General features: G+C 38.3%; 13 protein-coding genes, 1 pseudogene and 1 riboswitch. Of the genes and pseudogenes, 9 read left to right on the top strand and 5 right to left on the bottom strand.

Annotated elements, in window-relative coordinates:
• Nucleotides 1-495: 495 nt before the first annotated feature.
• Nucleotides 496-663: a serine protease gene (locus V6B33_RS10345; protein WP_334217657.1), complete on the bottom strand. Its 168-nt coding sequence runs from the start codon at nt 661-663 to the stop codon at nt 496-498.
• A 23-nt stretch (nt 664-686) separates the two neighbouring features.
• Nucleotides 687-2,471 (bottom strand): phosphomethylpyrimidine synthase ThiC, encoded by a 1,785-nt coding sequence (thiC, locus tag V6B33_RS10350; protein ID WP_334217658.1) that lies wholly within the window; start codon nt 2,469-2,471, stop codon nt 687-689.
• A gap of 139 nt (nt 2,472-2,610) precedes the next feature.
• A riboswitch (TPP riboswitch) is annotated at nt 2,611-2,725 on the bottom strand.
• A gap of 101 nt (nt 2,726-2,826) precedes the next feature.
• On the opposite strand from thiC, the gene V6B33_RS10355 reads away from it, so the two are divergent.
• On the top strand, nt 2,827-3,111 hold the full coding sequence (locus V6B33_RS10355) for a hypothetical protein (protein ID WP_334217659.1): 285 nt from the start codon (nt 2,827-2,829) through the stop codon (nt 3,109-3,111).
• A gap of 73 nt (nt 3,112-3,184) precedes the next feature.
• On the opposite strand, the gene V6B33_RS10360 is transcribed toward V6B33_RS10355, so the two are convergent.
• Nucleotides 3,185-4,399, bottom strand: coding sequence for a S8 family peptidase (locus tag V6B33_RS10360; protein WP_334217660.1), 1,215 nt, complete (start codon nt 4,397-4,399; stop codon nt 3,185-3,187).
• Nucleotides 4,400-4,834: 435 nt separating this feature from the next.
• Between V6B33_RS10360 and V6B33_RS10365 the strand changes: the two genes are divergently transcribed.
• Nucleotides 4,835-5,509: a Type 1 glutamine amidotransferase-like domain-containing protein gene (locus V6B33_RS10365; protein ID WP_334217661.1), complete on the top strand. Its 675-nt coding sequence runs from the start codon at nt 4,835-4,837 to the stop codon at nt 5,507-5,509.
• A gap of 104 nt (nt 5,510-5,613) precedes the next feature.
• Nucleotides 5,614-5,958, top strand: a complete 345-nt coding sequence (locus V6B33_RS10370) for a hypothetical protein (RefSeq protein ID WP_334217662.1) — start codon at nt 5,614-5,616, stop codon at nt 5,956-5,958.
• A gap of 136 nt (nt 5,959-6,094) precedes the next feature.
• Here V6B33_RS10370 and V6B33_RS10375 read toward each other — a convergent pair whose 3' ends face one another.
• The gene (locus V6B33_RS10375) at nt 6,095-6,928 is read right to left on the bottom strand and encodes an STAS domain-containing protein (RefSeq protein ID WP_334217663.1); all 834 of its coding nucleotides are present in this window, start codon (nt 6,926-6,928) and stop codon (nt 6,095-6,097) included.
• A gap of 146 nt (nt 6,929-7,074) precedes the next feature.
• On the opposite strand from V6B33_RS10375, the gene V6B33_RS10380 reads away from it, so the two are divergent.
• Nucleotides 7,075-7,650 (top strand): GNAT family N-acetyltransferase, encoded by a 576-nt coding sequence (locus V6B33_RS10380; RefSeq protein ID WP_334217664.1) that lies wholly within the window; start codon nt 7,075-7,077, stop codon nt 7,648-7,650.
• Between the two features lie 230 nt (nt 7,651-7,880).
• Here V6B33_RS10380 and V6B33_RS10385 read toward each other — a convergent pair.
• A pseudogene (locus V6B33_RS10385) lies at nt 7,881-8,428 on the bottom strand (GNAT family N-acetyltransferase).
• Nucleotides 8,429-8,714: 286 nt separating this feature from the next.
• Between V6B33_RS10385 and V6B33_RS10390 the strand changes: the two are divergent.
• The 5 genes from V6B33_RS10390 to V6B33_RS10410 all read left to right on the top strand — a co-directional run bounded on the left by V6B33_RS10390 (nt 8,715) and on the right by V6B33_RS10410 (nt 12,403).
• On the top strand, nt 8,715-8,978 hold the full coding sequence (locus V6B33_RS10390; protein ID WP_334217665.1) for a CD3324 family protein: 264 nt from the start codon (nt 8,715-8,717) through the stop codon (nt 8,976-8,978).
• Nucleotides 8,979-9,148: 170 nt separating this feature from the next.
• Entirely contained in the window at nt 9,149-9,787 is a 639-nt protein-coding gene (locus tag V6B33_RS10395) for a FusB/FusC family EF-G-binding protein (RefSeq protein ID WP_334217666.1), read from the top strand.
• 174 nt (nt 9,788-9,961) lie between these two features.
• Nucleotides 9,962-11,038, top strand: coding sequence for a 23S rRNA (adenine(2503)-C(2))-methyltransferase RlmN (gene rlmN / locus V6B33_RS10400; RefSeq protein ID WP_334217667.1), 1,077 nt, complete (start codon nt 9,962-9,964; stop codon nt 11,036-11,038).
• A gap of 168 nt (nt 11,039-11,206) precedes the next feature.
• Nucleotides 11,207-11,668, top strand: coding sequence for a DUF2975 domain-containing protein (locus V6B33_RS10405; protein ID WP_334217668.1), 462 nt, complete (start codon nt 11,207-11,209; stop codon nt 11,666-11,668).
• A gap of 48 nt (nt 11,669-11,716) precedes the next feature.
• Complete coding sequence (locus V6B33_RS10410; RefSeq protein ID WP_334217669.1) at nt 11,717-12,403, top strand: HAD family hydrolase; 687 nt, start codon at nt 11,717-11,719, stop codon at nt 12,401-12,403.
• Nucleotides 12,404-12,422 lie beyond the last annotated feature (19 nt).

Genomic DNA, 12,422 nt, shown 5'->3' on the forward strand with positions numbered 1-12,422 from the left:
AAAATTTTCATGAAATAGAGGCATAATCGGCAAAAGAAAATTCAGGGTTTAAACTGGATAAATATGTAAAAATTGATAGAAGGGAATAATCTAATAGGGAGTGGTCAGATTGACGAATGATTTTTACTGTGATGAAGTATTGAGTGGAAAGACTGAAGTGAAGATTGTTTTTGAAACTAAAAATACATTGTTCTATTAACATACCACTCTTATTGGGGTACCGTCAGGAAAATGCGGATTGACAACGCTAAGTCCATTTTCAAGACGATCCCCCGTTTTTTACAACGCTAAGAAATTTTCAGTAGTCTTAGAGATCTAATGAGACGACTTTCTCTGGATTAAAATGGTAAGTTAATATGTTCCAGCCTAAGGTGAGATATGAAGTAATAAGTCTTCATTAAAACTACCTGTCCGTTTTTGATATTCAACTGCTTTAGTTAGATGAAAAGTGTACCAGATACTGAGGTAGTATTAGGGCAGGGTAGCTTTACACTGCTAATAGTATAAAACAATTACCTTATTACACTTGATACAAGTTTCATAATATTGATTCCCTTTAAAATGATGATCACAATTTTGTTGAATCTCTTTTAAGCTTTTTTCCAAAAAAGCAAGGTGAGTTTTTAATTGATTGATCTCCTCTTCAATTATTTGGATCTTCAACGTAAACCTCCTAACAGCAAGAGTTATTGATATAGTTTACCACCAGATTCCTTAAACTCTTCAGCTTTTTCCTTCATTCCTTTTTCTATTGCTTCTTTTGTATCAAGCTTTTTTTCTTTCGCGTAGTTACGAATATCTTGAGAGATCCTCATGCTACAAAATTTCGGTCCACACATTGAGCAAAAATGTGCTGTTTTTGCACCTTCTGCAGGTAACGTCTCATCATGATATTCTAAAGCGCGTTCAGGATCCAATGATAAATTAAACTGATCTCTCCAACGGAATTCGAAACGAGCTTTAGATAAGGCATCATCTCTTTTGTGTGCTCCTGGATGGCCTTTCGCTAAATCAGCAGCATGTGCAGCTATTTTATAAGTTATTACACCTTCACGTACATCATCCCGGTTTGGTAATCCTAAATGTTCTTTTGGTGTTACATAACAAAGCATAGCCGTACCAAACCAACCAATCATGGCTGCACCAATCGCAGATGTAATATGATCATAGCCAGGAGCTATGTCAGTTGTAAGTGGCCCTAGAGTGTAGAAAGGAGCTTCCTTACAAACCTCAAGTTGTTTATCCATGTTTTCTTTAATAAGGTGCATAGGTACGTGGCCTGGACCTTCAACCATTACCTGTACATCATGCTTCCAAGCAATTTGTGTTAGTTCTCCAAGAGTTTCTAATTCCGCAAATTGTGCTTCATCATTGGCATCGGCAATTGAACCGGGACGCAGACCATCCCCTAAAGAGAATGCAACATCATAAGTTTTCATAATCTCACAGATTTCTTCAAAATGAGTATATAAAAAGCTTTCTTTGTGGTGGTGAAGACACCATTGTGACATAATAGAGCCGCCTCGGGATACAATACCTGTTAAACGTTTTGCTGTTAACGGAACATATCGCAAAAGAACACCAGCATGAATTGTGAAGTAATCTACGCCTTGCTCGGCTTGCTCAATCAAAGTATCACGGTAAACCTCCCATGTAAGGTCTTCGGCAACTCCATTAACTTTTTCAAGTGCTTGATAGATAGGAACGGTTCCTACAGGAACAGCTGAATTGCGAATAATCCATTCCCTTGTTGTATGAATGTTTTTCCCTGTTGATAGGTCCATAATATTATCAGCACCCCAACGTGTGGCCCAAGTCATTTTTTCGACTTCTTCTTCGATGGAGGATGAAACAGCAGAATTCCCAATATTTGCGTTGATTTTAACATGGAAATTACGTCCTATGATCATTGGCTCTGCCTCAGGATGATTGATATTAGAAGGAATAATTGCTCGTCCTCTTGCAACTTCTTCACGCACAAATTCAGATTTCATATTTTCCCTTAATGCGATAAATTCCATCTCGGGAGTGATGATGCCCATTCTTGCATAATGAAGCTGTGTGACATTTCTCCCTTTTTTTGCACGTAATGGTTTACGCTTTAGACCAGGGAACACATTATGATTAGCACGAGGATCATTTTCATCCCTATATCCATTGTCTTCAGCCTTAATTTCTCTTCCTTCATATTCCTCAACATCCCCTCGTTCATGAATCCATGTGCTTCGAAAAGGAGGAAGACCTTTTGTAATATCAACTGAATAATTAGAATCCGTATATGGTCCGCTTGTATCATAGACACGAAATGGCGGATTTTCTTCTTCACCAAAGGCACCAGTTGTAGGACTTAGTTCAATTTCACGCATTGGTACCTTGATATCGGGTCTTGAGCCTTCAACATAAACTTTTTTACTACCTGAAAAACTAGACATGATGGAAATTTTTTTTTCGTTTAATGAAGTTGTTGACATAGAATAAATCTCTCCCTTTTTAAAATTAAAGGACGGGATCTAGAACAATAAAAGAGGATTAAAGAAATGAATTAAATAAAAAAAGCCGAATCCAAAAAGGATGGACCGGCTTTTGTATGTAGAAGTTTATTCAATACATGATTATTTTTTCTAACTTCCCCACGCTAGTATGATCTAGATCAGGTCCAAAGGGTCAAGAAACTTTAACGTGTTTCTCTCTCAGCCCAACTTATTGGACTCCCCTAGTTATTTCTATTTAATTTGGTTTTAGTATACATGAGTCTTAAGTAAAATAAAAGGAACATTAAAAAAAATATAAAAAACGATCTTTTAAAAGGGAACTTTATCCCGAATAGTGGACATTTTAGAAATTTCCTATTCTGGATACAGTTCATTATTTAAGAAGTTGGTATTTTTATTTGGTTTCCTTAATCCGAATTTCTCTTATTACAGAGTAAATATTGTAGCCATCCCTAAGAAACACTTCCCATCTTTAACTACAATGGAAGAAGGAGGTCAATCTGCTTTCAATGACTTGATGGACACTGTCGGAACAGTTGCAGGGAAGGCCGAAAAGAAATATGGGGCATGCAGAGTGATCACGAATGCAGGAGTATCAGGATTCGAAGCATCTTCATAATGCTTCAGGTGAGATTATAAAATAAAAAAATCCCTCACAGCCTGATTGGCAGGAGGGATTTTCCAAATTCAGATCAGTATCTTACCGCATCATATGAATTGATTCTGCCATGTTGAGTGTAAGTACCAGTTCCACTTACATAATCGGCAGTCTGTTCGATTGCCTGGCGGATTTGGCTATTGCTGCGTCCCTGACTTGCAAGAAGCCCCGCTAATCCTGCAACGTGCGGGGAAGCCATTGATGTCCCTGACATGTACGCGTATCCGTTATTTGGTACGGTTGCAGCAATGTCAACACCCGGGGCAGACACATCTACCCATGAACCGTAATTTGAGAATGAAGCTCTGCGATCAGAACTGTCCACGGCACCTACTGCAATTACATTTGAATATGAAGCCGGTTCAAATGTAGTTGAGACCCCGTCATTTCCAGCTGCAGCAATGACTACACTTCCTTTGTTCCATGCATAGTTAACCGCATTTTCCAATGTAGTCGTTGAGCAATCACAACCCAGGGAAAGATTGATGACCTCCGCACCCTGGTCGGCCGCATAACGTATACCATCAGCAATGTCTGTTAATGAACCGTTCCCACTTGCATCCAGGACCCGGACTGCAAGAATTCTAGTATTGGGAGCCATTCCAGCAATTCCTGTACTGTTATTTGTTTCAGCAGCAGCAGTACCTGCTACATGTGTACCATGGCCATTCAGATCCATCGGGTAGTAATCATTGTCGACAAAGTCATAACCGCGGATGGTTTTACCGTCAAGATCGGGGTGATTATAATCCACTCCCGTATCAAGTACTGCTATTTCCTGGCCGCTGCTGCCTTTGGTGTAATCCCAGGCATAATTGGTGTAAGTGTTTTGGGGACCGTATTGATAGCCTTGATAATAGTAGTCATTCGGAGTCCAGGTAGAAGCAAGTTTATAGTTGGGTTCAGCGTATTCTACATTAGGATTTTTATTTAAAGCTTTGACCGCAGCCTCCACATTCCCGACCTTAAGGACTTTGTAAGGTGACTTGACTGCATCTGTGTCTTGAATTTCTGTGGCATTCATATTTTTAAGTGCGCTGCCTTTTAATGATTTTGATGCTGAATCTTTAAACTTTACAATCACTTCACCTTTAACATACTCATTTTTTTCAAGACTTTTACTTACGGCTGGTTTTTTTGCAGCATTATCGAGAGGGTTTGAATCTTTTGCGAATGCGCTTCCGCCAAAGCTTGGAAAGATGGCGAGTGAAGCAGCTAATGATAGAGCGGCAATCTTTTTAAATTTCATAATCGTATTCCTCCATTTTCTTTTTTTAGAGTGGACTCAAAACGGTAACGACAAATTTCTGAAATGAATTAATACCCTTTCGTTTTCCCCCTTTCGAATAATAGATGGGAGATGCTGATGAAGATATTCCTTGTATGTAGTGCATCTCGCTAAATAGGATTCTAGCAGACTATCTGAAAATGCAGAATCCCCCTTGCAGGCGGGAAAATGGATTTATTAGGAAATCAAGAATGGAAAAATTAAAAAATGCCCGATTTCTATGAAAAATTTCCTCAAACTTCATGTTTTAATATGTTATGTATAGGAAATCAGTCATGTCTTTTCCCAACCTCGATTTTCAATTTTTTTGTTATTCAAAGATTGTTTAAAGAAGTGGTGGAGAATTCTTACAATTAAATGGTAGAATGACAATATTGGATAGGAGGAGTGAAAGCATTGGGACATATCGTGATATCTGGTGGAGGAGATGCTAACCAAACAAGAGAAATTGATCGGCATTTTGCTTCAATACTACATCCGGAACTTCCGCTTTTATATATCCCTGTGGCCATGGAGTTGTCAGTAGCATCCTATGAAAGTTGCTATGAATGGATCACGGGAGTCTTTCGTCCATTGGGGATAGATAATATCGAGATGTGGACAGATTTAGAACATAAGAGTGTGGCAGATTTACAGAATTATTCTGGAATTTATCTGGGCGGGGGAAATACATTTCACTTATTGAGAACCATGAACGGTAACCACTTTTCTAATGTGATTAAGACATATTTGAAGAATGGGGGGACCATTTATGGAGGCAGTGCAGGGGGGATCGTTTTAGGCAGCCATATTATGACAGCGGAAAACAGTGACTCAAATAAGGATTGTTCAGGAGATTATGCGGGTCTTCAGCTCGTGGGAAAGTATGCGATTCAATGTCATTATGAGGAAGATGACCGATCATTCATTCTTTCATTCATCAATAGATATCAACTGCCTGTCATCGCTCTTTCGGAAGAGACGGGGTTATCTATTCAAGATCAGAGAATAAGGGTGATTGGAAATAAAGAAGCAGCAGTGTATGATGAAAAGGAAATCCGCGTAATCGGAATAGGGGATATAATTTTGTGACCAAAGGAACTGTAGATAAATAAAATCGACAGAGCCACCAGTCCTGAATGCATCTGAAAATACTTCCAGTAATTTAATTTGCGGTATAGAAAAAGGTGACATAGATGAATGTAAAACTACTGTTTTTTCCAGCAATCGGGATCTTGATCATGCTGGGTATGTTCTTAAGTGATGATGCCCGTACACTACATATTGAACAATCAGATCTGCCTGTAAACAGGACACTTGCCGTTGACATTTCCAAGCGGTATCTCGCAGGATGGTGGAGAACAGAAGAAAAGCTTGATTCTGCACCGTTTGAAATGAGAGATGTGCATGAAATGAGCGAAGAGATCGTTGTTGAGCTTTCCGATGAAAGAGATCCATCGTCTTGCAAGGGATTTGAAGTGGTAATCAACAAGAGTAATGGAACTGTCAAAAATAAAAAAGAAATCCTTTCTTGCCGTTAATGATACAATATAAGTTCTGCAGAAGATTACTCAATGGACTGTACTTTCATCAACCTTCATAAGAGCTGAATCTGCCAATCACAAAAGTGCCCGTTTTCCACTGTTCTAATTCAGTGAAAAACGGGCACTTTTGAATTTATTTCGTCAAATTTAATTGACGGCCTTGAATCGCTTTATTTAAAGATTGATAGATTTTAATATTGGTTAGGTTGATGCCAACTTCTATAAATTTCAAGCTCATTTCAGCACGCATGCCTGATAGCGTAGGTTCGATTCCCAGAAGTTTAAGGCTGTCGATGAGTTTCATGATCCCTTCCTGAAAGAGAGGATTTACTTCATAAACGCCAGAGAGATCAATGATCAATTGATGGATGGACAATTTTTTGCATTCATCCAGGACATGCGAAATCATCATGTCTGCACGAACTTCGTCTACCTGACCGATAAGCGGAAGGATGGCAAGGTTTTCAAAGATCGGTACCACAGGAGTCGAAAGGGAAAGATACTTCTCTTCAGATTTTTTCAATTGCTGCTTTGAATAATCGCTGTATGCTTCACTAAAGGCTGATATCATCGTATTGAAGACCTGATCAATTTCAATATTTACTTTTACAAGCATCTCATTCGGAAGAGAATGATCATTCCAATAAATGATGCTGGTTAGAATCGCTTTTTTATAAAGCGTCACTTTGCTTATTGTCGTCGAAAGAGGTGTGCCATGCTCGGTAGCAAGCTTTCCCACTTCTTTTCCCCATGAATAAACCGCTTGTGAATTGTCATGATTATTTAACAGACTTTGACCTGTAAGTTCCACTAATTGTTCGAGATAAGGCAGCAGATCTTCTAAGAGCTCTTCCGGATAGGTTTCAGGGTGGTGAATATGAAGTTCATTAAAAATTTCGAGAGACAAGTTTCTTTTATTCTCTATTATTAGATCACCTGTTGAATGGTTGATATTGATATAAGACATGCGAACCTCCAGAAGTAAGTTATTTCTTATATTATAATGTATAGGAAATTTCAAGTATAGAAAAAATTTACAAGGAAGCAGATACTATATTATAATAGCAATAATTTTAGAGTCAAAAAATGCAAAACTAAATGGGGGCCATTATCTTGAATCCAGTAATGTTAGAAGTTCCAGACAATATTGAAACAGAACGTCTAATCTTGAGGATGCCTTTACCAGGCGATGGGAGGGTAGTGAATGAAGCGATTAAAGCATCTATTGCAGAATTAAAACCTTGGCTTGGGTTTGCACAAAATCTGCCTTCAATAGAAGATACAGAAACAAATACAAGGAAAGCACATGCAAATTTCATTACCCGCAAAGCATTAAGATATCTCGTGTTTTGTAAAGAGACAAATCAATTTATTGGATCTACAGGGTTTCATATCATAGACTGGGATATTCCAAAATTCGAAATCGGATATTGGATCGATACCAGAATGAGCGGAAAAGGTTATATGAAAGAAGCTGTACGGAAACTGACTGAGCTTGCGTTGAATGACTTAAATGGAAAAAGAGTGGAGATCCGGTGTGAGAGTGGAAATTTGAAAAGCAGAAGAATACCTGAGCAGCTTGGATATGTATTAGAGGGCATTTTGAAAAGAGATGAATTGTCAGTGGACGGGAAACGAGTAACGGATACATGTATATATGGAATGGTAAAGGAAAAGAAAGAAAGGTAAAAATTTATTTTAATACAAAACTTTCATCATGATTCCGATAATAAATTAGGCAGCAGGGATAAACACTCCTGTTGCTCTTTTTATCCAAAAATAAATGATGATTTTGAAAAACCCTATTCAATCAATGATAGTAGCAGTTGCTAGCAAAATGATAGACTTCTGCTGTTTACCGCTAGCATCCTTTTTACAGACATAGAATAATAATCAATCATTTATAGATGATTGTATTGTTACTGATTCTGCATTTTTTCCCATTCATTCTTTAAAAGGCTGTAGGTTGCAATGTCCTCATAATGGTCATATATCCACTGACCGTCCCGGGTTTCGCCTTCTTTTGTGAAACCAAGACGTTCAGGTATTCTGATGCTTTTACAATTGTTAACGGAACACTGTATTTCTACACGATTGAGATTTTGAACAGTAAATAGATAGTTTAGTAGTACAGAGACGGAAGTGGAGATGATTCCTTTACCTTGTTCATCCTCGGACAAAAAGTAACCGATACTAGTAGAATTTGTCTTCCAATCAATATAATGCAGGCCTATCATTCCTACCAGTTCTCCTTGATAACGAATACCTGCATCAAATCCATTATTGTCTGCATAATTACGTATCCAAATTGGAATGATCGTTTCGAAATCTGAAGGGGAGCATCTTTTATCTACCCAAAGCAGCCATTTACGCAAGTGCTCCCGATTCGAATCAATCAACTCAAATATTTGTGATGTTGCTGCAAAAGTTCGATCGAAATATCTTTGTTAATGTTAAAAGAAAACATATTGCCACCCCCTTATAAATTTAGAAAATTATACCATGTGAGTTGGTTTAGATGCTAACAGATTTTTTCGAATTAATTTATAATTGACACAGAACGCGACTGGAGGTGGTATCATGGTAACGAGATTATCGAGTACTGGAGCGTCTCATGCAAAGCCTGTTACTCAGGAGGCGATACTTTGCATGGGGTGGAGGAGAGACTGATCGCCCACACATGCTTTTCGCATTTCTGATGATGTGCTTTGCACCTTATTTAATCGATCCATCAAAATAAGGGGCTGACGTCAATGAAATACGTTAAAGCAGAAAAGATTTTACCTGAAAGCTTATTAATCGAAATCCAGAACTATATTCAAGGAGAGACACTCTATATTCCCAAGACAAAAAAATCCTACCGAAAATGGGGAAGTCGATCCGGCGCAAGAGTGCTCCTTGATGAGAGGAATTCATGTATTCGCGAGGATTTCAATAGGGGAGTAAAAATAGACCAATTAGCCGATAACTATCATTTATCCTGTGAAACCATCAAGAAAATCGTTTATAAAAAGTAAGACATCACACACCGGCAAACTCATTTGCCGGTGTGATGAATGATGAACCATTAATACAAATATTTGGTTCATGGCAAGTTTGATTGAAAATCATCCTATACATATAGATAAATAAAAAAATGCGATATAATAATGAATGAGTTAGCGATTAATATATGGGAGCGATCAAGATGGAACCATTTATTCGTAATGATCAATATAATTTCATCAATTATCAAATTCAGGTGCTTATAAACGGATATTCAACAGTCAATGACCTTGGAGTTTTAGATGCACTGAAATCATTGGTGAGAGATAAAGTATTCAATCTCTTTGGTGAACTAAACGCCGAACAAGAGCAAATACTGGAGCCGGTCGTGTATGTAAAGGACTCGGAACAGGGGCAGGATTATTTAACGCGATTAAGAGAATTTGTCATTCCATTTCAGTCAGTTAACGAGACAACTTTGAAGAAAATGTTTCCAAAAGTAAAAAAGCTGAAGATACCTCGTTTAGATGAATTGGATTTTAAAGAGCTTTCGTATCTTGGCTGGAATGACTATGGGCAGGAAAGTAAGTATATCGTGGCTCAATATGACGGAAAGCTGAAGGGCTTCAAAGGCACGTTTAAAAACAGCAGTAAAAAAGGGATATGCACGATTTGCAACACATTTGGAAACATGGGGATGTATGTATCGGAATCAAAAAAATCCTCGAAAGGAACCTACGTCAAGAAAGGGAACTATATTTGTCAGGATAGTATGGAATGCAACGGTAAACTGAGAGACTTAGTAAAACTTAATGAATTTATAGAAAGAATGAATCATTGACCTGGCCGGGAAATTTTCCAGGTCTTTTTTTGACCCCACTAGAGAAGCGGACATTTTTTACGAATATACGGAATTCCAATATTGTGTAAAGTTGATAAATCCCTTGAAACATGGAGACACTTTAAGTAGTATAGATAAGTAGAAAATTGTAGAGTATCGAAATGAGGGTTATTAATGGATAAAATTTCCATATATGGATTAACATTAGATCAACTGACCTCATGGCTGGTCGAGCACGGTCAGAAGAAGTTCCGTGCCGCTCAGGTGTGGGATTGGCTATATAAAAAAAGAGTGACTGAATTTCAACAAATGAAAAACTTGAATGGCGATTGCATTCAATTACTGGATGAACATTTCCACATTCAGACTCTGAAGCAGGAAATCAAGCAGGAATCAAAAGATGGAACCATCAAATTCCTATTCAAGCTTGAAGATGGTAACTTGATCGAGACCGTATTGATGCGTTTCAATTACGGATTAAGTGTATGTGTGACGACCCAGGTCGGCTGCAACATCGGCTGTACCTTCTGTGCAAGCGGACTTTTGAAGAAGAACCGGGATTTATCAAGCGGGGAAATCGTCGAACAGATCATGAATGTTCAGCATCATTTAGATACACAGGGCAAAGATGAGCGTGTAAGTCACATTGTCGTGATGGGTATCGGTGAACCGTTTGATAACTATGATAATATGATGGACTTCTTCCGTGTAGTGAATGATCAAAAGGGACTTTCCATCGGTGCGCGCCACATTACTGTATCGACAAGCGGGCTTGCGGATAAGATTTATAAATTCGCAGATGAAAACATTCAAATCAATCTTGCAGTTTCATTGCATGCTCCGAATAATGAGCTCCGTACGAAGATTATGAAAATCAATCGTGCGTATCCTCTCGAAAAGCTGATGCCTGCAATTGATTACTATCTTGAAAAAACAAACCGACGAATTACATTCGAGTATATTCTATTAAGAGATGTGAACGATCATAAAGAGGAAGCCCTACAGCTCGCCAAACTCTTGAAAAATAAGCGTCACTTATCCTACGTAAACTTGATTCCATATAATCCTGTAGACGAACATAATCAGTATCAGCGCAGTACAAAAGATGCGATTGTAGGCTTTTATGGTACACTTCTTGACCATGGTATCAATTGTGGTGTCCGTGTTGAACAAGGTACAGATATCGACGCAGCATGCGGTCAATTAAGAAGTAAGCAGATTAAGAAAGATAAAGAAAAAATTCGTTCATAATAGCGAATATTGAAAAAAACACACGAACTCTTCTGAGTTTGTGTGTTTTTTTATTAAAACCCGTCTTCACCGCTAACGATATATAATAATTATTTATTGAAAAACAATAAACAAAAGAATATAATGGAAAAAATGGGTAAGAAGAGGTGTATAAAGAAACGGGTAACTATGGATCTTTTGAAATCATCCATCATCTTGATAGGACTTGTTGTTTTATTTTTAAGTATATTTGGTCTGCCTAAGCTTGCAGCATATTCGGCGTCCGCCAACCCTGAGTTTGCTTATTTGAGATGGCCGGTACTATTTGGGTTATATTTAACTGAAATACCATTTTATCTTGCACTTTATCATTCAATCAGACTAGTTGGATTCATTGATCAAGAGACCGCATTTTCAAAAGAAGCAGTAAATAAATTAAAACTGATCAAGATAAATGCATGGAGCATCACTCTGATGTATTTGGCTGGCGCCATTCTTTTGCTGACACAGAAGGCAATGCATCCTGGTGTTGCTATCATATGGGGCATCATCATCTTCGCATCGGTGATCATTTCCGTGTTTGCATCAGTCTTACAGGGATTGCTGAGCCATGCAAGTGCTTTAAAATATGAAAACGATCAGACAGTTTGACCATCGGCATGTACAATAAATCATTATAACGAAAGGTGATGGCAGTAAATGAAGGTTGACGCAGTAATCTTCGATATGGATGGAACGTTATTTCAGACCGATCGAATATTGGAAATATCTCTTGAAGATGCATTTGAGCGTTTGAGAATTAGTGAATTATGGGAGGGGGAGACCCCAATCGAGAAGTATCGTCAAATTATGGGGGTGCCTCTGCCAAAAGTCTGGGAAATATTGTTGCCCATCCATACGGATGAAGTGAGGGAAAGTGTAAACGAACATTTTCTTGAAAGGTTGGTCACTAACATTCAATTGGGTAAAGGAGCACTGTATCCGCATGTAAAGCAGGCAATAACGCATTTAAAACAGCAGCAGTTGAAGCTTTTCATTGCAAGTAACGGGTTACCTTCATATTTAGAGGCAATCGTGAGTCATTACCGATTAGATCGTTGGGTAGATGGAGTATTCAGCATTGAAGAAATTGACTCATTACATAAATCCGATTTGGTGCATATGATTTGTGAGAGATACGGCGTTCAAAGCGGAGCGATTGTCGGAGACAGGATATCTGATATTATTGCTGCAAAGGATAATGGTTTACTGGCTATCGGATGCCGCTTTGACTTTTCACAAGAGCAGGAGCTGTTACAGGCTGATGTAATCATAGATGATCTGCTGGAGTTAAAGACATTATTCCCTGTCGGGGATGTTACAGATACTTCACCCGACTGCGAGTGATTCAATTGATCTGGGGGAT

It is taken from the genome of Mangrovibacillus sp. Mu-81 (assembly GCF_036867415.1).
Lineage (GTDB): Bacteria > Bacillota > Bacilli > Bacillales > Bacillaceae_B > Rossellomorea.